Annotated in this window: 35 protein-coding genes; 29 read left to right on the top strand and 6 right to left on the bottom strand. The window is 53.0% G+C overall.

Features of this window, described 5'->3' with window-relative positions; all coding sequences use genetic code 11:
- Positions 1-13 precede the first annotated feature (13 nt).
- Entirely contained in the window at positions 14-409 is a 396-nt protein-coding gene (locus tag GP475_RS08965) for an ImmA/IrrE family metallo-endopeptidase (protein ID WP_187974068.1), read from the bottom strand.
- Between GP475_RS08965 and GP475_RS12530 the strand changes: the two genes are divergently transcribed.
- Positions 408-533, top strand: coding sequence for a hypothetical protein (locus tag GP475_RS12530; RefSeq protein ID WP_262485165.1), 126 nt, complete (start codon positions 408-410; stop codon positions 531-533). The genes GP475_RS08965 and GP475_RS12530 overlap by 2 nt on opposite strands.
- Positions 534-600: 67 nt before the next feature.
- On the opposite strand, the gene GP475_RS08960 is transcribed toward GP475_RS12530, so the two are convergent.
- Positions 601-1,230, bottom strand: coding sequence for a helix-turn-helix domain-containing protein (locus GP475_RS08960; protein WP_187974067.1), 630 nt, complete (start codon positions 1,228-1,230; stop codon positions 601-603).
- Positions 1,231-1,371: 141 nt separating this feature from the next.
- Here GP475_RS08960 and GP475_RS08955 point away from each other — a divergent pair, with 141 nt between their 5' ends.
- From GP475_RS08955 to GP475_RS08865, 20 genes are all read left to right on the top strand, one after another.
- A complete protein-coding gene (locus GP475_RS08955) occupies positions 1,372-1,638 on the top strand; it encodes a hypothetical protein (protein ID WP_187974066.1) in 267 nt (88 codons plus the stop codon).
- A 57-nt stretch (positions 1,639-1,695) separates the two neighbouring features.
- Positions 1,696-2,070, top strand: coding sequence for a hypothetical protein (locus GP475_RS08950; RefSeq protein ID WP_187974065.1), 375 nt, complete (start codon positions 1,696-1,698; stop codon positions 2,068-2,070).
- 3 nt (positions 2,071-2,073) lie between these two features.
- Positions 2,074-2,862 (top strand): Rha family transcriptional regulator, encoded by a 789-nt coding sequence (locus tag GP475_RS08945; RefSeq protein ID WP_187974064.1) that lies wholly within the window; start codon positions 2,074-2,076, stop codon positions 2,860-2,862.
- A gap of 13 nt (positions 2,863-2,875) precedes the next feature.
- Positions 2,876-3,271: a hypothetical protein gene (locus GP475_RS08940; protein WP_187974063.1), complete on the top strand. Its 396-nt coding sequence runs from the start codon at positions 2,876-2,878 to the stop codon at positions 3,269-3,271.
- A 10-nt stretch (positions 3,272-3,281) separates the two neighbouring features.
- Positions 3,282-3,404 carry a hypothetical protein gene (locus GP475_RS12525; RefSeq protein WP_262485164.1) on the top strand — a complete coding sequence of 41 codons (123 nt, stop codon included), beginning with the start codon at positions 3,282-3,284 and terminating at the stop codon, positions 3,402-3,404.
- 507 nt (positions 3,405-3,911) lie between these two features.
- Entirely contained in the window at positions 3,912-4,124 is a 213-nt protein-coding gene (locus tag GP475_RS08935) for a helix-turn-helix domain-containing protein (protein WP_187974062.1), read from the top strand.
- A gap of 52 nt (positions 4,125-4,176) precedes the next feature.
- Positions 4,177-4,353: a hypothetical protein gene (locus GP475_RS08930; protein WP_187974061.1), complete on the top strand. Its 177-nt coding sequence runs from the start codon at positions 4,177-4,179 to the stop codon at positions 4,351-4,353.
- A gap of 2 nt (positions 4,354-4,355) precedes the next feature.
- Positions 4,356-4,631 (top strand): hypothetical protein, encoded by a 276-nt coding sequence (locus GP475_RS08925; protein WP_187974060.1) that lies wholly within the window; start codon positions 4,356-4,358, stop codon positions 4,629-4,631.
- Positions 4,632-4,838, top strand: a complete 207-nt coding sequence (locus tag GP475_RS08920; RefSeq protein WP_187974059.1) for a hypothetical protein — start codon at positions 4,632-4,634, stop codon at positions 4,836-4,838. It abuts the gene before it with no gap.
- Positions 4,835-5,461 (top strand): pentapeptide repeat-containing protein, encoded by a 627-nt coding sequence (locus tag GP475_RS08915; RefSeq protein ID WP_187974058.1) that lies wholly within the window; start codon positions 4,835-4,837, stop codon positions 5,459-5,461. The genes GP475_RS08920 and GP475_RS08915 overlap by 4 nt, the downstream gene beginning before the upstream one ends.
- Positions 5,454-6,056, top strand: coding sequence for a pentapeptide repeat-containing protein (locus GP475_RS08910; protein WP_187974057.1), 603 nt, complete (start codon positions 5,454-5,456; stop codon positions 6,054-6,056). The genes GP475_RS08915 and GP475_RS08910 overlap by 8 nt, the downstream gene beginning before the upstream one ends.
- A gap of 93 nt (positions 6,057-6,149) precedes the next feature.
- Complete coding sequence (locus GP475_RS08905) at positions 6,150-6,392, top strand: hypothetical protein (protein WP_187974056.1); 243 nt, start codon at positions 6,150-6,152, stop codon at positions 6,390-6,392.
- A 68-nt stretch (positions 6,393-6,460) separates the two neighbouring features.
- Entirely contained in the window at positions 6,461-6,640 is a 180-nt protein-coding gene (locus tag GP475_RS08900) for a hypothetical protein (RefSeq protein WP_187974055.1), read from the top strand.
- Entirely contained in the window at positions 6,637-7,563 is a 927-nt protein-coding gene (locus GP475_RS08895) for a YqaJ viral recombinase family protein (protein WP_187974054.1), read from the top strand. The genes GP475_RS08900 and GP475_RS08895 overlap by 4 nt, the downstream gene beginning before the upstream one ends.
- 10 nt (positions 7,564-7,573) lie before the next feature.
- Positions 7,574-8,410: a hypothetical protein gene (locus tag GP475_RS08890; RefSeq protein WP_187974053.1), complete on the top strand. Its 837-nt coding sequence runs from the start codon at positions 7,574-7,576 to the stop codon at positions 8,408-8,410.
- Positions 8,407-8,850, top strand: coding sequence for a single-stranded DNA-binding protein (locus tag GP475_RS08885; RefSeq protein WP_187974052.1), 444 nt, complete (start codon positions 8,407-8,409; stop codon positions 8,848-8,850). The genes GP475_RS08890 and GP475_RS08885 overlap by 4 nt, the downstream gene beginning before the upstream one ends.
- Before the next feature lie 29 nt (positions 8,851-8,879).
- On the top strand, positions 8,880-9,179 hold the full coding sequence (locus GP475_RS08880; protein WP_187974051.1) for a hypothetical protein: 300 nt from the start codon (positions 8,880-8,882) through the stop codon (positions 9,177-9,179).
- A 2-nt stretch (positions 9,180-9,181) separates the two neighbouring features.
- Entirely contained in the window at positions 9,182-10,069 is an 888-nt protein-coding gene (locus GP475_RS08875; protein WP_187974050.1) for a hypothetical protein, read from the top strand.
- A gap of 113 nt (positions 10,070-10,182) precedes the next feature.
- Positions 10,183-10,545 (top strand): hypothetical protein, encoded by a 363-nt coding sequence (locus tag GP475_RS08870; protein ID WP_187974049.1) that lies wholly within the window; start codon positions 10,183-10,185, stop codon positions 10,543-10,545.
- Between the two features lie 60 nt (positions 10,546-10,605).
- Positions 10,606-11,037, top strand: a complete 432-nt coding sequence (locus GP475_RS08865) for a RusA family crossover junction endodeoxyribonuclease (protein ID WP_187974048.1) — start codon at positions 10,606-10,608, stop codon at positions 11,035-11,037.
- A gap of 17 nt (positions 11,038-11,054) precedes the next feature.
- Here the strand turns inward: GP475_RS08865 and GP475_RS08860 are convergent, their stop codons facing one another.
- The 4 genes from GP475_RS08860 to GP475_RS12375 form a co-directional block, all read right to left on the bottom strand.
- Positions 11,055-11,360, bottom strand: a complete 306-nt coding sequence (locus GP475_RS08860; protein WP_187974047.1) for a HigA family addiction module antitoxin — start codon at positions 11,358-11,360, stop codon at positions 11,055-11,057.
- A complete protein-coding gene (locus tag GP475_RS08855; RefSeq protein ID WP_187974046.1) occupies positions 11,347-11,628 on the bottom strand; it encodes a type II toxin-antitoxin system RelE/ParE family toxin in 282 nt (93 codons plus the stop codon). The genes GP475_RS08860 and GP475_RS08855 overlap by 14 nt, the downstream gene beginning before the upstream one ends.
- A 156-nt stretch (positions 11,629-11,784) precedes the next feature.
- Positions 11,785-12,156, bottom strand: a complete 372-nt coding sequence (locus tag GP475_RS08850) for a transcriptional regulator (RefSeq protein WP_187974045.1) — start codon at positions 12,154-12,156, stop codon at positions 11,785-11,787.
- Complete coding sequence (locus GP475_RS12375) at positions 12,153-12,350, bottom strand: toxin HicA (RefSeq protein WP_223144647.1); 198 nt, start codon at positions 12,348-12,350, stop codon at positions 12,153-12,155. The genes GP475_RS08850 and GP475_RS12375 overlap by 4 nt, the downstream gene beginning before the upstream one ends.
- A 1,336-nt stretch (positions 12,351-13,686) precedes the next feature.
- On the opposite strand from GP475_RS12375, the gene GP475_RS08845 reads away from it, so the two are divergent.
- The 8 genes from GP475_RS08845 (at position 13,687) to GP475_RS08810 (ending at position 19,751) form a co-directional block, all read left to right on the top strand.
- Complete coding sequence (locus GP475_RS08845) at positions 13,687-14,061, top strand: hypothetical protein (RefSeq protein ID WP_187974044.1); 375 nt, start codon at positions 13,687-13,689, stop codon at positions 14,059-14,061.
- Positions 14,058-14,591 carry a hypothetical protein gene (locus tag GP475_RS08840; protein WP_187974043.1) on the top strand — a complete coding sequence of 178 codons (534 nt, stop codon included), beginning with the start codon at positions 14,058-14,060 and terminating at the stop codon, positions 14,589-14,591. Before GP475_RS08845 ends, GP475_RS08840 begins: the two co-directional genes overlap by 4 nt.
- A gap of 340 nt (positions 14,592-14,931) precedes the next feature.
- Positions 14,932-16,290: a phage portal protein gene (locus GP475_RS08835; RefSeq protein ID WP_187974042.1), complete on the top strand. Its 1,359-nt coding sequence runs from the start codon at positions 14,932-14,934 to the stop codon at positions 16,288-16,290.
- 46 nt (positions 16,291-16,336) lie between these two features.
- Positions 16,337-16,930 (top strand): phage portal protein, encoded by a 594-nt coding sequence (locus tag GP475_RS08830; protein ID WP_187974041.1) that lies wholly within the window; start codon positions 16,337-16,339, stop codon positions 16,928-16,930.
- 6 nt (positions 16,931-16,936) lie between these two features.
- Complete coding sequence (locus GP475_RS08825) at positions 16,937-18,070, top strand: VG15 protein (RefSeq protein WP_449506114.1); 1,134 nt, start codon at positions 16,937-16,939, stop codon at positions 18,068-18,070.
- Positions 18,071-18,121: 51 nt separating this feature from the next.
- Positions 18,122-18,658: a hypothetical protein gene (locus GP475_RS08820; protein WP_187974039.1), complete on the top strand. Its 537-nt coding sequence runs from the start codon at positions 18,122-18,124 to the stop codon at positions 18,656-18,658.
- Positions 18,659-18,669: 11 nt separating this feature from the next.
- Positions 18,670-19,335: a hypothetical protein gene (locus GP475_RS08815; protein ID WP_187974038.1), complete on the top strand. Its 666-nt coding sequence runs from the start codon at positions 18,670-18,672 to the stop codon at positions 19,333-19,335.
- Positions 19,314-19,751 carry a hypothetical protein gene (locus GP475_RS08810; protein WP_187974037.1) on the top strand — a complete coding sequence of 146 codons (438 nt, stop codon included), beginning with the start codon at positions 19,314-19,316 and terminating at the stop codon, positions 19,749-19,751. The genes GP475_RS08815 and GP475_RS08810 overlap by 22 nt, the downstream gene beginning before the upstream one ends.
- Positions 19,752-19,809: the final 58 nt, after the last annotated feature.

The following is a 19,809-nucleotide window of genomic DNA, read 5'->3' as shown; positions in this document are numbered from 1 at the left end:
TGCTCTAGGGAGATTAGTAATTTTGCACCTGAAAATTCCGGTGTGATGTTTGCCATGTTTCGAGGATGTGCCTGGTCACGCCGAGTTCTTGGGCGATAGCGGCGGGGGTAGGGCCGTGCAGGATCTCAGCCTGGGCGTAATCTTCCACGCTGATCAGGAGCGAAGCGGCCAAAAGATCAGCGGCCCGCTCCATGCGCCGATTTGCCCATTCGGTATCGCAAGGGTTATCGCCCCTGATAGCGTGAGCAATTTCATGTGCTAAGGTGCAGCGAAGCATGGGATCAGTCAAGCCCTCTCTGAGGGATATTACGCCTTCGTGGTGGTGGTAGTAGCCGCTTGCGCGGCCTGAGTGCCACTCAATTTTTAGCCCCATGCTCTCAGCAAGGGCGAAAAGATCGTCAGTACTCATGGCAAAATTTATAGTCGGCGGGATGGACACGACCACCCCCGACCACCCCCGTGTTATGGCCCGAGTCATCGGCACTCTCCTTATCGCGGAGGGTCAACGGCTCGGGCTGATGCTTGGAGCATAGCGCGTAACTTACCGCCCGCCAAATGTTGTAGTAGCCGGAATCAATCATTACCCCCATCCTCCCCCGGCTAGGGGCCATCATGGTATCCCTCATCGCCGGGGCCTGGCTCATCAGGGGCGCTATTAGCCACCGCCTCATCAAAATTAAATCCACCCTCGCGCCGCTCGCGCCGCTCGGCAAGTTCATCTACCGGCGGGTTGTTAGCCAGCCATTCATCGATTTGCTCTTCTGTAGCATCCTCGCTTAAGTCACCCCTATTAAAGGCTTTAACTATATGGGCAATCTCTTTACTTGAATATGGATTCTCTTCCTCAATTTTCCTCAAAGCCTCTTTAACTCTCTTGAGGGAAGCATTAAACCCATCCCATTGCCTAGTGATTTCATTTTGCGCATCAAAGATGCGCCGCATTGTCTCATCTAGCGCGCTGACTTGTTGAGGCGCTATGTATGACCACCCGCTGCCATATGGGGTATTCTTAGCCTCTTCCTTAGTGATAAATTCAGCTTCTACCAGGGCTTCTATAACGTTGGTGTTATAGGCTCGGGCGAGCTTGACCACAAAGTCAGGGTCAGCACGGGCACCTTTCTTCCACCGGGTAAATGCGGATTTGTCGAATCCAGCTCGGTCTGCAGCTTCTCTGTATGTGGAGCCACCGATTACCTCGGTTACGTAGTTCCACCAACGCGTGTTTGTCATGCCATTAATTATAGTTGCACACGCGCAACGGTGCAAGGTGTTGGCCCATTCCAATTAAAAGTTGCGCAGGAGCACCATTGTGTGTTAGCTTCAGGTTGTAACAAAACAACAGTAAGAAGTTCTAAAACAATGGAGGTTCCAATGCAGACGGTGAATACAGTCCGCGTGAACCGCGATTGGCTCGATAGTGCAATCAAGCGAGAGGGCACCTTAGAGCGCTTCGCTAGCAAAGTCGGCGTCACTAAGTCCACCGTGAGTCGACATGCGAGGCGGCAGGCGGAAGCTAGCCCCCGGTTTATTGGAGCAGTGCTGGCGCATTACCCGGTCTCTTTTCAGGAGGCGTTTGACGTCACCGAGGAAAAGGTTCAGGTTCGACGCGCTCGAATGGTCAAGACTATCGCGGCATGAGAAAACCCCGCCACTAGGGCGGGGGGATAACACCAATGAGTAAGGAGATTGTAGCACATGAATCCTGAAATTGTCGAAGCTCGTGAAAAATATCTTGCAGAGCACCCATTTGACCCGAAAAGGAATGCTGTCCTTGGATACGGGGAAGACGGTCTGCCAGCAGGCTTCCTAACTCTTCCCGATATGGATGAACTTTCCATCGTAGCAATGAAATTCGGCTATGAGTTCTTAGCGCATATTCGCACCGATGAGGACGTCGATGAATGGCTGGACGCTGTCATGTCAGCGACTAAATCACCTGAACTAGCTGGGATTTTATTTGCGCACGCGTTCAGGGGAATTGCCGGCATTCTGTACAACATTATTGACAAACCCGGCCTCAATGGGGTCATGGAAAAAGTCGCTATCGACGGGTGGAAAAAGGAGTTTTAAGCGATGGAAATGAATTTAGTTCAGGCTTCCTCTACAGGGGTACCCACAACAACATCCCTCATCATCGCAGAGGGTACGGAGAATCAGCACGGAAGCGTACTGAAGCTAGTACGCAACAATCTCAAGGATTTTGAGGAGTTCGGCCCAGTCGGATTTGAAATCCGAAAGGGTAAACCACTTCCACAGGGCGGATTCGCCAAAGCAACCGAGTACGCGGTGTTGAATCGTGAGCATGCGATGCTTCTGATGACCTATATGAGAAATACTCCGGTAGTGCGGAGCTTCAAAAAGAATCTCATTAAAGCTTTTGTCGTGATGGAAAGGCGGCTAGCTACCCCCGCCTTCAGGCTCCCTCAATCTTTACCCGAGGCGCTGAGGGAGTTGGCCAATGTCCATGAGCAGCTAGAAGCAGTGAATGCTGAATTGCGACCCAAGGCGGATTATTTTGATGAATTCGTGGCCGATGAGGATTTGATTCAATTCCGTACTCTCGCTAATCAGTTGCAGGTCAAGGAAGCGGAATTACGGCAAATCTTGATAGATCATAAATGGATCTACAGGATTGAGGGAAATCGCTGGTCAAACAAGAAAAATCGGATTATTAGCGTTTGTCAATATCGGGCCTATGCGAATAAAAAGCACCTTTTCCGGCTGATCCCGTGCCATGAGGCACCCCGGATTAGCGGGGAAGTACAACAAACCCTCAAGCTCACGCCGCGCGGGGCGGAAGCAGTGGTCAAAGCCGTGAAGAAATGGGCACACGAGCCGAAGCCAGGGATCGAAGCAGCATAGAAAGGAAAGAAAAATGGAAAGCCAGCCTATGTACCGGGTTCATGTGATCTCGGAGCCGGAATTTGTGGAGTACACCGCCATAGTCATGAAAGGGGACCGCGCCGAAGAAGTGGAAGCCCTTAGGCCGATCGGATGGACCCCGAGCGAAGATTATTGCAAACGATTCGGAACCACAAAATGGCTTAGACCAAATCCGAATAAGTGGTTCAAATCACGCTCATCTGCACATGTAAGGCTGAAAATCTTGAGAGATGCCGGATATGAAGCGGTAATCCAGGAAAGTGCGCCGGTCCAATGGCCTTGCGGTGATACTGCGAAAATCTTGCCAGCGCAGGAAATCAAGGAAGCGGCAGCGGTGCTCATCCGTCATGGTGTGATTGATTCAATGGCTGACCTTTTCAGGGAGTGAGTTTTATCACATGACAGATTGTGGGTTGGTGGAGCAGTGGGAAGCCGCTTACCGGGCGGCGGGCGTGGAGCCTAGCGAAAAGCTGCTAGAAGCCTTGGCAAGCGTGGTCACCGCTGACCGGGAGGAACAATGACACCGGAAGAAATTAGTGACACAATTCACGCCCTCATGGGAGTGGGTGTGGAGCCAGATCTAGAAGCCTTGCATGGGATCGCCGCCTACGTGGGCGGCGGGGTCTAGACCGGGCCGGGCCGGGGATGGTGTTTCAACCGCACCACTAGACACGAAAAACCGAACACATGTTTGGTTTTGTGATATTTGAAAATTTCATAGTGCATAGCGCCTGAAGATACTTACCGGCGGGTAGAGGATAGCAGCCTTAATGTGCCTCCATGATCCCGCGCGGGCGTTGGAACCTTACCGGGTGGTGCCGGCAGGAGGGAACCCAGGGCGCGAATATAAATACCAGGTCACAACGGTTTTTAATGGGGTTCGATTCCTCATGTGACCACCGGGCCGTGTGCATGAAAGCCATTTGGATTGGTGGCAAAGCGCCTCCATGACCCCAAGCCTTCCCGTGGTGAGAGGAAAGCTGTGTACACAGGCCCTTAAATAACCTGAAATTCGAAAAGGAGTTCTAATGGACACGAACGTAGAGCGGGTGGATGCCAAGGAGCTCGCTAAAAGGCTCGGAGTGAGCCGGAATCTGATCTACAAGCTAGCGAATCGTAAAAAGCGGCCTTTGCCAGCGTATCGGCTAGGGGCGCGCTACACATTTGACCCGGATGAGGTGGAGGAATGGTGCAAAAAAGAAGTAAGCCTTATGAAGCAAAAAATAATGCGGGTGGCATGACCCTATACCTGAACCAGGCTGGAATAGCGTCAATTGACGAAAAGGAATCACCATGCAAGCAGCACGCCACCTAAAAGCTATACGGCGGCTCAAGGCGGAAATCGAAGAAGCCGAAGATCCAGAGAAAGCGGAAAAGCTCCGAGAAGAGCTGCAAGAATGCCGCGCAGATTACCTCGACCGCCACGGCACTGTGCAAGAAATCTACCTGGATTGGATAGCAGGAGACTAAAAGTGACAAAAAACACACACTTGGATGACGAATTGACAAAAATCGCGAAAATCACCGGGGTGTATAAGGCACCACCTCGAAAAACCCATGACCCCTACCGTGAAGGGTATGAACGCGGCAAACAGGAAATGGTGAAAATAATCATACTATTCGCCGCTATCGGGATCCTTATCGCAGTCATTGCGGTGTGGTGGATAACCGCTGATATGCGCATGGCCGCAATTATCAGTAATGCCCCATCACCAGCGGAAATGCACCACTACCTAGAAGGAAAATAAATGATCAAAGCAAAAGAAGAAGCCCCCCAAGATGACCTGAACCTCACGGTCGGGGTGTGGCCGAACCCACGTGGCGGAAACCGGCTCATCATGATACAGGCCGAAGGGAGAGGCGCAACCGCATCGCTCAGCCTCACCCCCGATAACGCCCTTGACCTGGGTAAATACCTTGTACACCTAGCAAAAAAGGAGCTCAGAATCCTATGACATGGACACGCGAGAAAATCAAAGAATACTTGACGCTTTGCAACACAAAAGTGGCCCAGCCAGATTTGCGCGGGGAGGATCTTTCCGATCTCTACTTGACAGGAATAAATTTCTTTGGTGCGAATCTGCGGGGAGCCAATCTAAGCAGGTCAATACTAAATGAGTGTAGCTTTATTAATTGCGATCTTTCCGGCGCGGATCTATCGAAAGTAAATGCAATATCCGCACACTTTACTCACGCGAATTTAGATCACGCCGATCTAACATGGGCAAATTTCAAGGGTGCTGATTTTTATCTCGCGAATCTCACGTGGGCGTTCCTTGATAAAACATCTTTGGAACTTGCGAAGCTGAATGCCCTGAAAATCGCCATTCAGGATCGGTTTAAATTAGTGATGTATCCCACGCTTGATGGGTGGATGATTTACGCCGATGGGGAATTGGCTACCACCCTTGAAATACTACTCGAGATAGCAAAGGGCGAGATGGAAAATCGGCCAATACCGGGGAGAGAGGCCCAAATGGAAGAGCTACTTGCCCTCGCACCCTACCTAGAGCTTTTCTCTAAAAAATATCATCATTTTCTTACGGCGATACAAGAAGCATGGAGCAAAAATGACTAAATGGACGCGCGAAAAGGTATCCGATTACCTGGAAGAGTGCAAGGCCAATGAAAGAGTAATCCATCTTGAGAGAGAGGATCTTTCATGGCTTGATTTACAGGACCTTGACTTCGCGGGGGCGAAGCTGCAAGGGGCGAATTTTCAAGGCTCCGAGATCGTGCGGTGTGACTTTCGCCATAGTGATCTTTCAGGAGCTTCATTAAATGAGACTTTCGCTTGGAGAGCATCTTTTCAGGGCGCTAATTTAGCGGGCGCAGACTTTTCAGGCTCCCGGCTTAAAGACACCAATCTGTGTGACGCAAATCTTACTGGCACCAATTTCGATAGCGTGCGCTTGACGCTGGCCAATTTTAATGCTGTAAAGGTGGAGATCGGGCCCCAGGAGGTAGTGATGTACCACACAGGAGAGGGGTATGTCATCCACGCAGATGGGGTCTGTGCCGGCACCCTTGAAGATTTACTCGAGGCAGCGAAAAGCGGTGAAAAAGGGCGAATATTGCCGGAGAATCCCACCCGTGAAAAGGCGCTCTACCTACTTGCCCCCTACCTAGAATTTTGCTCCAAAGAATACGCCGCATACCTCAAAGTGGAGTAGGGCGAGGTGGATGATCCCGCGATCAGGGCCCGGGAATTGCTCGCTAAATATAAAGCCACACATTCAAAGCGGCAAATAGGCAAAATAGCGAGAATGAGTAATCGTACTATAGATCTCATTGAAAATGGTGCTCAGTGTAAACCCGCCACCATAGGGCGGTTTATAGCGAAATTACAAGGCGATTATGAATACATAATCGAAGAGTATCAAACACTAATTTATTTAGGGGGTGAAGAAAAGGATATTTTCCGGCAATTGGTTGAAGATACCGGCATTAGCGAAGAGCTAATTAGAGCACTCATGGAGGAGCATTGGCAAGGCAGGGAGCAGCCCTGAGCAGGGCTGAAAGGGTAAGAATCCACCGATCACTCACAGCGACGCAGCTTATGCGCTTGAATTCGATTATGAATGAAGAGCCTATCGAGTGGGATAAAGACGTGGACCGGTTAATAAATTTGGGGCTTGTGGCTTTAAATAAAAAGCGGGTCACCCTCAATCAAACCATGCTCGAAATCACCAGGTGGGGGTCGAATATTTTGCAGCAAGACTGGGAAGAATTTCAAGAAAGGAAAAGAAGAAAATGACACAGCCACCCGAAAGGCTTTATATAAATAAACGCCCGGCAAAACCGGGTAGTAAAGAATGGCGGGAAATGATCACCGCCTCAAAGGTACCTGGGATCGCGGGCATGAGCCACTACACCACCCCCTATAGGATCTGGCACGAAATGAATGGCCTGGAGCCCCCGGAGCCCTCCGAGCAGCTAGAAGACCGCTGGGCCACCGGCCATGCGATGGAAGAAGCCTTAGCCACCTACTACAAGATCAAAAACCCCGAGATCACCCTTTCTAGGGGTGAGGTTCAGTGCTTCCACCCCGATATGGGGGGCAAGTATGCGGCAAGCCTGGACCGGATCGCTACCCCTAAAGGCAAAGCTAGAGGGCCAAAAAACTCGTGGAATGTGCAGTTCAAAACGGTCTCCGACTGGGAGCAATATAAAGACCTCGACCTGGACACCTTGCCCCCAGAATGGGTGGTGCAGGTCACCTGGGAAATGCACATAAGCGGCCTAATCCACCACCCGACACAAATCATGGTGGCAGGCCCCTACTACGACTGGAAAATTATTGAAATCTCATACGACGCGGAATTTGCAGAAGGCCTAGAACGGCGAGTATGTGAGTTTGAACACAGTCTGAGTGGTGAAGCACCAGAGCCTAGCTCACCGGCTGATGCGGCGATAGCCAGGAAAGCATACCCGGAGCTAGAACCAAATACCGACACGGAAATACCGGATGAACTGGCGGAATCATTCCTAGAGGCGAAAAAAGAAGCCGCCGAAGCCGGGCGAGCCAAGCGTGAAGCAGATGGAAAAGCCAATGCTTTAGCGGCGAAAGTGCTGGATCTAGCAAAAAACACGGAAACAATCAGCACCCCCTCAATGGGGGTAATTGCTAAAAGGTCCATGACCAAGCGCGGCATACAGCTACGCATGACCACGAAATAGGAGGAAGACAATGAGTAATGACCTTACCCCCGTGGAGGGGGAAATTATGAGCACCCCGGATGTAACCGACAACGGGTTGGAATTGCTCAAAATGCAGGCGGAAGCTATGCAATCCGCCCACCAGCTAGCCACAGGCCTATGCGCAACTCAAATGGTGCCAAGCACCTACAGAGATAAGCCGGATGACGGGGCGGCTGCAATACTTTATGGCGCTGAGCTGGGACTAAAACCCTTGCAAGCCTTGCAGCAAATTTTCGTAGTGCGCGGCAAGCCCGCCATCTACGCCCGCACGATGGTGGCTCTACTTAAAGCGAAAGGCTACACCTTTAGCACAGTGGAGGACACTCCAGAGGCCGTGACCGTAAGGGGTACCAGCCCGAGCGGAGAGACCGAAGAGGCCCGCTGGACCTTGGAACGGGCAAAACGGGCTGGCTACACAAAGAGCAATGAAAAGTACCAGACCGACCCCCAGGCTATGCTCTACGCCAAGGCCGCGAGCGAGGTATGTAGGAAGCTTGCCCCCGATGTGCTACTCGGGGTGACCTACTCGGCTGAAGAGCTAGAACTCGAACCCGCCCCGGTAAGAGCAACCGCGCGCCGCGTGGTACGGGATACCGAATCGCCAACACAACGCCTAGCCCGCCAACTCGAAGCGACCAAAACCGCTGATGGCCAGGGCGAATACGACTCTATTCTAGAGCGGATTGAAGCCGCTGAGAGCCAGGAAATAATCAGCGAGATTATGCAAAATCTCCCCGACATGGAAGAAGAGCACCGCGAAAAAATCCGGGCCGTAGCTAATACGCGATGGGAGCAACTAGCCCAAAACGGGGGTGACAACCAGTGAAAAATGTGAACCATATCACTGTTACTGGGAACCTCACAGGCCAACCGGAAGTCTTTTCCACCCGCAACGGGACCACGGGCCTGCACTTCACCGTGGCTCACAACCGAAACCGGAAAAACGACGCCACCGGGGAGTGGGAGACGATTAATACGACCTTTTGGGCCTGCACGATGTGGGAGAAAAACCCATACGACCTGCAAGAACAATTCACCAAAGGGCAATTCGTGATCGTAAGCGGGCGCGCGGAGCTCCAAACCTACACCACCAAAGACGGCACCCCCGGCGCGCAAGCGGTAATCCAGGCTGACACCCTCGCGGCGATCCCCAAGACCGGCCAAGGAAGCGGTAGCACACCACAGGCCGGGCCGCAACCACAGGGCAACGGTGACCCGTGGGGTGGTGTGGCACAAAACACCAACCCCGGCGATTGCCCATTCTAAACAGCCAGCCACAGGGGATTAGCCCCCCCGTGGAAACCCCCATTAATAAAAGCACTTTAAAAATGAGTATTAAAAAAGAATTACAAGAATTAACCCAAGAATTTAACGAAACCAACCAAAAGGAGAAAACAATGGATATTAGGGACTACCAGAGCGAAGCGCTCGATGCCTACAGGAAATTGATTATCGAAAATTACGATGGTCTAAGCGCATTTAGCGAATGTGAAGATTTTCTATTTGGGATGTTCATATTCAATATGGAGGAACCCGCAATTCTCGAATCCTATAAACGCTTCAGGGTAAAAATTCTCGGAAAAGGCGAAGAATAAAAATGTGGTTCAAGGTCGATGACGGATTCTATGACCACCCTAAAGTGCTTGGCTTGGACATGGCCGCGCGCGGGCTATGGGTTTCAGCCGGGGCATATTGCGCCCGCCATTTAACCGACGGGATAATTACAGGTGCGCAAATTCGGGCAATTGGTGGCACCATTAACCAAGCCGAAAAGCTCGTGAAAATAGGGCTTTGGACGCGTGACGAAGCGCCGCCGAACGCCCGCCGCTACGCCTTCGACGATTGGCGGGACTTCCAGCCAACGCGCGCGGAAGTGCTATCGAAGCGCCAAGAAGCCCGCGACCGAATGGCTAAAGCGCGGGCCAAAAGAGCCAAGGCTAGGGAAAACGCCGAAAAGTTCGCGCGAACAAACGGCGAACGTTCGGGGGAAGTTCGCTCAGATGCATTACGGGAACGTTCGCCTTACCCCGACCCGACCCGACCCGACCATATAGATATATCGATCCCTAACGGGATCTCCCTCAAATCCCGATTTGAGGGTGGCCCAGATCACATCATGAAGTCGAAGTCGAAGCTGGAGGCGCCGGGGTTCGAGGAATTCTGGGGGGCTTACCCGCGCAAGGTGGGCAAAAAGACCGCCCGGGCGAAGTACCAGGCGGCTTGCAAGCGTGCTACGCCTGAAGCGATCTTTGCCGGGGCGAAACGCCTGGCCAGCGACCCAAATTTACCGGAAAAGCAGTACATCCCGCACCCGGCTACCTGGCTTAATCGGGATGGCTGGGATGACGAACCACTTCCTAGTAAAAACCCACAACAAGCAGTACAAACACCCCTTTCGGGGCGTGAAGCGTGGGATCGAAGCGGAAGCTTGCCTGATTGGAACCGCCACGACAATGTGCAAGTTATCGAACATAGGGATATGTAATGATTTACGAAATAACCCTTGACCAGGTAAAATGGCTACTCACTCAAGGAAAAGCGGCACTCCCTGACCGCTTTCCGAAACCGAGCCATGAAACCGCCGTAGCCTGGCACAGAGTGCTTAAAAAACGCCGTGTGCCAGGGAAAATGTGGCCAGAAGCAATGGACCTATGGCTAGGCGAAGTGGCCCCCACCACAACCGGCATGTGCGGGCCGGGTGACCTGCTGAAATGCGTGAAAATTGTGATCGCACGCTGGGAAAGTGATCCGGAAAAGCGCCGGGAATTGCAGCGGGTGAGGGCTGAGCGTGCGGCCGAGAGGGACCGGAGGATCGCTCAGGGATTGCATCCAAACCGGGAGCTACCAGCGGGAATAGGGGCAAAACCGGCGGAATTCCAGCCCCGATCGTGCCGAGATGAGCGGGTACGCATGCTCAATGAGCTGGGGATATTCCATAAAACGCAAAATAAGTGGGCGTAGACGGCATGAAAACACCATCAATGGGTACGACTACCCGACAGGCAATGAAAGGGCGGGAGAATGGACGCTAGACACCAAAACGGGCGGATTCTATACGCCTGGATACCCTTACCCTGGGCCACCCCGCCGCTCACCGCCAACCAACGCCACCACTGGGCCCGGCGCGCACAAATAGTGAAAGAAACCCGTAATATGGCCCGGTATAAAGCGCGTGAAAAACAATTACCAAAATGCTTAAAGAAAATACGGGTAGAACTCCACTATTACCCACAAAATAAACGCCGAAGAGACGCGGATAACTTAGTGCCGACCCTTAAAGCATTATGTGACGGATTAGTGGATTACGGGATAGTAAAAGACGACACGCCGGAATACATGGAAAAGATAATGCCCATAATTCACACCCCCCGCAAACCCGCCGAGCTCAAGCTCTATATAGAATGGCAAGAAGAAGCCCCGGATACCCAAAAAGGCAACCGGGGCATGGAATAATGCGGCGTGAAGAGCGGCTAAGCGGCCCTATCAGAGAATGGGACGATCTTTTCGACGGCTTCCTCCATGCGATCCTCAGCGCACATGAGCTCATACTGGGATTGAAGCCCCATCCAATACTCTGCCGACACTCCAAAAAATCTTTGCAGCCGTACAGCGGTATCGGCGGAAATGCCACGCTTGCCATGCACGATTTCATTAACGCGCCGTGGAGGGACACCTATCCTCACGGCGAGCTTATGCTGGGTCATTCCCAGCGGCTCAAGAAATTCCTGGACAAGAACCTCCCCCGGATGAACCGGGGGCATCTTAGTGGTAGTCAACTACCTCAACCTCCCTAGCTTTGCCATCTTCCCACGTGAAGCAGATCCTCCACTGGGAATTAATGCGGATACTGTACTGACCTTTTCGATCCCCTTTTAAGGCTTCAAGATTGGTGCCAGGGGTAAGGGCAATATCTTGCAGGGATCGTGCCTGGTGGATTGAGACGAGCTTAATGTAGGTCCGCCGATGAAGCCGGGAGTCAAACTTTTTAGGCGCTTCCCGGTTCCAGATCTGAGGGGCGATCTTTCCTTTAAAACTCTCAATCACAATTATTATATTACTGTACGCGTTAATAACGCGCAACGTTATATAGGGTGAGAAATATCACAATTTGCTAGATGCGACTATCGCCGCAAAAAGAAAACCCACCCGATAAAGCTCTATATCGAGTGGGAGGCATCCTCAGAAAAAGAAGTGGCAAAACTATGACTTGGCTAACTTTTGGGTGTACTGATAGCTCACCCCTAAGAGCTGGCCAATATCTCGATAGCAGACGCCTTGATGAGCGAGGGCCTTTACTGTGGCTCGGCTAATATCGGTAGCTGCCCGCTGGGAGACCTCAGCAGCTCTCCTAGCTTCCTGCACTTTTCGAATTTGGGGCTCCAGGTCGCCGTCTATCTCGACATCAACTTCAAGCTCAGTGGGCGGTATCCCATCAAGAAGATTTGCGGCGTCGCGAACCATTTTAGGGATTTGGTCTAATCTTCGAGCCTGAGTGAAGAGGCCATCAATTTCGGGAACCCGGACAGCCCACCACCCTTCACAGCGGGTGGCATAGGCGGTTACGGTTTTCATTTTCTCCTTATTCCTAATTGCTTACGTATTTCTCTAGCGGTGATTTCGTTGATTTCGGTGTGACGCCCGATAACAGAACGTCGGTTTCCCAGGCGGATCAGCGTGTGATTTGCTCCTTCCCGCATTTCGAGGTGTAGGCCATGTTTCTTTGCATATTTCCTAATCTCCTTGAGGATGTCATTTCTTTTTGCCACGTGATAATGATAACCCAAGGGGACTAAAATAGTCAACTCAAGTATACTTAAAGTAGAGTGAGAAATGTCACAATGTGCTAGGTGCGGTTGCCACCGCGAAAAAGAAAACCCCGACCCCTACGGACTAGGCCTATGCGCATACCATAACCACCTTTTCAAGGCAGGCACCATAGGCCGCGACATCAACACCCGGGGCGAAGATATTCCCGCAGGTGAAGCACGGAAAATACTCACCACCCTACAACAACCCGGCGAATCCATCCGGGCCCTATCACGACGCATAGGACTATCAAAAGATGTAATCCGCAACATACTCAACGGCGGCACAACGTGGGTCAAGTCACAAACTTGGGAGCACCTCAAAGACCAACAAGCTAAACAACAATATGAGAGGAACATCACATGCCAAAACGGGAGATCGACTGGCGATGGCGCAAGCATGTTGCCAGGGTTAGAAGAGATCTAGAACATAACCCAGAGAAAGCCGTGTGCTGGCTATGCGGCGAGCCAATCGACATGAGCCTACCTCCAACACACGGAAGAGCTTTCACCCTCGACCACGTAACACCACTCGCACGCGGCGGAAGCCTTCACGGTGAAACGCGACCAGCACATAGAGACTGCAACTCAGCCCGAAGCAAAGCCGAAGCGAAGCAAGCAGGACAAACCTTAATCCAATGGTGAACCACAACACACAACAAACAATAGTAATAAACAACTACAAGAAAAGTCGTTTCAAACAACTACAAAACAACACAAAACAACACAAACAAACACACAAACCACCCACAACCAAACACCCCCAGGGGGGCACCACCCCCACCCCCCCACAACCCCACCCACCTCCCGGTGATGCGAGACGTCCGTCCGGGGTGGTGGGGCCGGGGTCCTTTTACCTTTGGGGATTTTCTTGGGGGTGTTTCCGTTTGTGGCTATTTTCACAAAAAGGGGTTTTGGTCGGCTAATTTTATGGGCATGAGGTGGTGATTTGATCTATGGCGGCTAAAAAGAAGCCCCCGCGAAAGCGGGTAAAATGCGGCACTAATGGCGGCTATCAGGCGCACATGCAGGCTGGCGAAGAGCCGTGCGAGGAGTGCAAGAAAGCCCACTCGGAGTATTTTCGGGCGTATCGGGCTAAGCGGCGCGAGGGGAAACCGACCCGCGTTCCGGCGGCTGAGAAGAGGAAAAGGGATGAAGCTAGGGGGCTGAGATTGAAGCCTTAGCGCATGGTGAGCCGGCTAAGCCTACGGTGGAAAAGCAAGGAAGGTCCGTAAAGAAGCCTCCGGCGGCTGGGTATGATCCGACGGAGCCGAAGTTCTTGCGCGCGCGGGGGCGCGTGCTGTGGGAGGAAGTCCATAAGGCCTATGAGGTGGATGGAGTGTCCCGTGAGCTAGTGGTGGAAGCGTGCAGGCTGGCGGATCGGTGTGAGCGTATGGCGGCGGCGCTTTCTTCGAAGAAAACCCTGTGGTTCGAGCTTGGAGAGCCGTCGGATTTGGATTCGGGCGGGGTTGAAATTCAAATTGTGGTTAATTCCATGATCGGCGAAGCCCGTGCTAGCCAGGCGGCGCTTGCTACCACCCTGGCGAAGATCGGTGCCTTGCCGAAGATCAAGCCTAAGGAAGATCAGCGGGTCAATGTGCTGGATCAGCTGGCTGAGCGGCGTAAAGCGAGGATTGCGGGGGCGCAAGAGAGTAAGGAGGAGGCTAAGTGAGCACTGATTACCGGTTGGAAGTCCCTGATACGACTTTCCCTGTGCAAAGTTCACCTTTGGGTTGTCAGGTTCCTACGAATTTTGTTGCACCCTTGTGGAATACTACGGCAGGGGATGACGCTATTGATTTGGCGGAAGCGGTGGGGCTGCGCCTTTTGCCCTGGCAGAAGCTGGTATTGAGGAATTCTCTCGGGGAGAGCGTGACCGGGCGGTGGGAAGCTTTCGAGGTTGGGCTGATTGTGCCTAGGCAGAATGGTAAGAATGTCGTGGTCATGGCGCGGGAGTTGGCGGGCCTTTTCCTTTTTGGGGAAGAGCAGATCATCCATACGGCGCACCTTTTCAAGACCGCCGTAAGCGCGTTTCGTGATCTGCGTAACATAATTGAGAAATCGCCGGATTTGATGGAAAATGTGCAGTCTATCTCGCATTCGAGTGGTAATACGGCGATTACCCTTAAAAAGGGGGGCGGGCGTATTGATTTTCTCGCGCGCGCGGGTGGTGGTGGTCGTGGGTTGTCGGGGATTTGGTGATTCTGGATGAGGCTTTTCAGCTCTCAGAAACGCTGGTCAGTGACCTTTTGCCGACCCTTTCGGCGCGGCCTTCCCCGCAAGTGTGGTACACAAGCTCAACCGGTTTCGATTATTCCACCGCCTTAAGGAAAGTGCGTGATCGGGCGGTAGAGGAGCCGGAAGAAAATCGGCATTTGGCTTTCTTTGAGTGGCACGCGGATTTAAGTACGACTCCCTGGGATTCTAGGGAGGCTGTGGTCCAGTCGAATCCATCGCTTGGGTATGTGCAGGCGTGGGAGTGGATTAAAGAGGTCGATTTGCGCTCGATGGAGGAGGAAGCCTATAAGCGTGAGCGCTTGGGGTGTGGCATGAAGCGAGTATTGATGCCGCTATCGGGGTGGATTTGTGGAATGCGGCGCGCGCTACCCCGGAGGTTATGCTTGGGGCGAAGATCATAAGAAGATCTTTAGCTTTGGAGGTCACGGCGGATCGGAGCAGGGCATACTTGGCGGGCGCGGCTTTGCTGAAAGATGGTCGCGTAGTGGTTGACCTGATCGGCGCGCATGATGGTGTGGCTTGGGTGCAGGATGAAGTTTCTCGCATGGTGAAACGCAACCGGCCTGATGCCGGGGTGGTTGTGGATTCCCTTTCGGGCGCGGCGAGTATCGGTATGCAGCTTGCTAATCACGGTATCCCGGTTTCTTTAGCGGTGACTAAGGACCTTACCCGCGCTACCGAAGAGGTTTTCGATAGGCTGAGTTATACCGAAAATGGTGATCCCTATCCGCAATTGCTGCACTCTAGTCACCCTAGGCTTGATGATGCGGCTTATACGGCGCGGCGGAGGCTGGTCGGCGCGTCAAAAACGGCGTGGACCTGGGAGAAGTTCGGTGAGGTCGATGTTGAGCCATTAAGGGCGATAACTTTAGCGGTGGCTGGGTTGAGTATGGAGCCTATCGCGAAAAAGAAGAGAGAGGCGTGTTATTTAATGGATTTTCAGGAATTAAAACAAACGTTCGATCGGTTAAAGAGCAAGCTGATCGCACAGCAGGGGGAGTGTGAGACCATTGATTCGTGGCTTCGCCCGGAATTGGTGGCTGGATTCTCGCTCCCGCGTAAGGCTACGATGGAGCACCGGGGATTGGCGGCTTTGAGTCGAACCCCCTGGTTAAAGCTGGTAGTGGATAATGTTGTCCAAGCTATGTATGTGGATAGCATTAATTCTGAGGATGGGCCATGCCGTCCGGCGTGGTCGATCTGGCTTGATAATGGCCTTAATTCTAGGCAGGTCGCTAATCATCGGGCGATGATTGCCTACGGCCATTCTTACGGGATTGTGTCGCCTACCTGGGAAAATAAGCCCCGCGTTCGGTTCGCATCGCCCCAGCGCATGGCGGTCGAATTCGATGATTTGGATGGCCTATACCCCGCCTATGCTTTGGAGGAGATCGGCAAAAACACATACCATTTCTATACCCCCGGCTTGGTTTATCGTCTCATAGAGCGAGACACCTATGCGGATAGCGATTTGGGTGGTCTGGTCATTGATAGCGTGGTAGAAAGCCCCGTCGATTGGGTTCCGGTGGTGCAATTCGCTAATCAGCGCGATCTTGATGGGCGTGTTGTTGGTGAGGTTGCCCCTTTATCCCTACGGCTCAGCGGATTAATAAAACCGCGTATGACCGCTTGCTTGCACAGCATTTCAATTCGTGGAAAGTGAAAACTGTCACAGGGTTAGAGCTTCCTACAAGCTGGATGAGGACGGCATGAGCACTGATGAGCTTGATGAAATGGCCGCTGAGCAGCTAAAACTCAAGCTCGCGCAAGATGACATTCTCGTGGCGGAAGATCCGGAAGTGAAATTCGGTGTGCTTGACGCCACTTTGCTAGATCCTTTCGTGAATGCGTGGCGAAGTGATATAGAAGCGCTCGCAGCAGTATCACAAACCCCCGCCCATGCGCTCACGGGCCAGCTCGTGAATCTCAATGCCGAAGCCCTTGCGGCGGCCCGCTCGCCCTTGACCCAAAAGGTGTATGAGCGGCAAATGAGCGCCGCCGCAAGCTACTCGCGGCTTATCCGTACAGCGGGCGCAATTATCGGTGATGACACGATTGCTGATGATGAATTCCTGCGCGTGACCTGGCAAGATATGGAGATTCGGTCGATGTCGCAAGCAGCGGATGCACTCGGAAAGATTGCCACTATGCTTGGGGTCCCCGCGCGGTGTCTATGGGGCCGGATTCCGGGGTGGAGCGCTCGGAGCTTGCAGAGTGGGAGCGCCAAGCCGATAGTGAAGCGGAAGCGGATCCGCTTAATCACATGCTGCGTAAAAATTCCTGGGACACGGTTAGTGATGTGAGTAACAATGGCGAGAACTAGCGCGGGACGCAGACTAACCGAAGAGCACAGAAAAAAGCAAGCTGGCCTGGTAAAACGCATGCTCGCACTCATTCTAGGTTTGTATCGGAGTGAAGCTGATCCGAAAGAGATTAGGCGGTCTTCGCAAAGCTTCGCCCTCAAAGCGGCCCCCATCGTGCATGAATTCCGGCGCATGAGCCGTGAAACCTCAATAGGATACCTTGAAGCATTCCGGGATGCGGAGGTGCCAGAACCTAAGCGTGAACCAATTCACATCGTGGAAGATGATTACGGTGTAGAAGATATTTTCGAAGATCTGCACGACACCTCCCGAATTGCCATGCTGCAAGCTAGCAAAAAGGGCTATACGCAGGAAGAGATTAAAAAGGCAGGTGAAAGCGCTATCACCGGGCGCGCCACCCGGATAGTGGCTGATGGTGGGAGGAAAGTCATAGAGGGCGATATAGAGCGAGGTCAGGGCCCGATTGGCTACGCGCGGGTCGTAGATGCGGATCCATGCGCCTTTTGCGCCATGCTTGCCTCACGCGGGGTGTCCTATACCGGGCTCATGGGCGAGGGAGAGGGCCTTTACCGCAGTGATTCCTTTATAGAGTCCAATGCGCGCTTTAGCGGGGGCGGAAAGTTCAAAGTCCATGATGGGTGCCAATGCACCCTAGAGCCGGTATATAAAGTGGCAGGAAAGATTAAGCTCCCTGGCAGGGGCGATGAACTGGCCCGCGCTTGGGCGCGGGTAGCGTCAGGAGAAAAGGACCCCCTGGCAGCATGGCGCCGCTGGTGGGATTCAGGCACCCTCCCAGACCACTTTGATGGAGAGATTTTAGAGGGGGAAAAGAAAAGGCCCCGGCCTAAACCCCCGCGCCGCGGAAAAGACCTCACCCCTCACACTCGGAGAGAGCGCGCCGGGGAGCAGAAAAAGAAAGACTTTACCGCCTCCGATTATCGAAAATGGGCGAAGCAGTACAAGACCCGCGCGGATGAGGTCGCGCGCGAATTAGCGGAATTCCGGAAGATGGGGAAGAAGAATGATGAGATTCCGGTCCTGGCTTTGAAAGAAGAGCAAAAAAGGCTGGTGGCTAGAATCAAGGCCTATCAGGATTTTGCTGACACAATGGACAAGTAACACCCCCATGCGGGGTTAGTATCCTACCGCCATGAGTGAAAGGAACCGAATTTGTCCGGTAGTGAAAGCAACATTTCCGCTGACCACGGCCCTGTTGAGGATGTGGAGCAGGAAGCCCCCGAGAATGCAACCCCCGCCGCTGACGTGGAGGAAAAGCAGGAAAAAATGGGGCAGGAAAACGACGAAAATCATACCCAGGTCGAAGAAGTAGAAGAGGAAGATCACTCTGATACCGAGGAAGAATCAGAAGATCAGCCCGAATCTACGCGCCGAATCCTGGCTAGGCTCCGCAAGAAGAGCAGCGAAAATAAGCGGCTGCGCGAGCGGGCCCTAGCAGCAGAAGGTGAGCTTACGCGGCTCCAGGTAGCCGTGGAAAAAGGCTTACCAATGGATTTAGCGAAGCGCCTGGTGGGTGGCACAAAAGAAGAGCTAGAAAAGGACGCCGAAGCGCTTTTAGAGCTAGTGCATTTGCGCCGCCGCGCGCCGGGATCCTACCCAGATGACGGTGTGAAGCGCGCCACTGCCGGAAACCGACCCGAAGATGAGACCGATCTCACAAAGATCGGTGAAAGAATTTACAAGCGATAGGAGAAAATCACATGGCTGTGAATCACATGCTTTACACCCCTGAGCAGCTCGCTACTTCCACTCTGGCAGCGCTGCGTAATCGCTCCACCTTGGCGCGGATCATCAATCAGGATTATTCCAAGGAATTCGTCCCAGGCCGGGGCGCGACCGTCACCGTGAAATCCCCTGTTCGGATCGATAAAGCGCGGGTTTATACCGCCGAGGATCGGGCCGCGGAAAAGGCTATTACCTACAGCGACCTTTATGAGCCTTTCACTTCGATCAAGCTCACTGATCAGGTGTACCAAGCGGTAAAGCTCCCGGACGATTTCGCCACCTTTACTTTGCTTAGCATGGAGCAGCAAGTAGTAGCGCCTATGGCTGAATCCGTGGCTGAGAAGCTCAATGAGATCGTCGGAGCCGCATTCGATACCGTGAAGGCTGGTCTTTCCGTAGCCGATAAGGCCGATAAAGGGAAGATTGTGGATTCCGAGGGAGGGGTGCATGCGGATATTGCAGCACTTCGCGCCGCCAAAAAATTCCCGATTGCGACCGGCCTTGGGTTGAGCGGTGCTCAGGCAGCGGTTAAGGACGCTCACCTCACCGCCAATACCCACGGGAGGTGTTGTCCGCTATTCGTGCAGCTCATCGCCTATTGGGGTTGCGTGGTGTGCCCATGCAAGGCCGTTATCTGGTAGTGGGTTCTGGCTGGGCCGGTGCTCTACTTTCGCAGCCGAATCTTTTCAAGGTAAATGAAGCCGGTACTGACGGCCTACTCCGTGACGCAACGCTTGGTAGGCTATACGGCTTTACCGTGGTGGAAGATTACGCGATTGACCCCTATGCGGCTTACGCTTTGCAGCGTGACGCTGTGACACTCGCCACTCGTGTTCCGGTTGCGCCGCGTGGTGCAGCTTTCTCGTCCACGGCTTCCGCTGATGGCTTCACCTTGCGCTACCTGCACGATTACGACCCGGATCACCTCCAAGATCGGGCTGTGATTGATATTTTCGCTGGTGCCAGTGTGCTTGACCCACAGCGGATTGTGAAGCTTACCGGCAAGGCTGGCATTGAGGAAGCCCCGGCTACCGCAACTCCGGCTGGTGCTGCCTAAAGGTGGTTCGGATTTAAGCCCCGCCCTGGATTTTCGGGGTGGGGCATTATTTATGGGA

Origin of the sequence: Corynebacterium poyangense (assembly GCF_014522205.1) — a bacterium.
GTDB classification, from domain to species: domain Bacteria; phylum Actinomycetota; class Actinomycetes; order Mycobacteriales; family Mycobacteriaceae; genus Corynebacterium; species Corynebacterium poyangense.
Note: the sequence above shows the minus strand (reverse complement) of the source record. Positions and strands in the feature narration are given on the sequence as shown.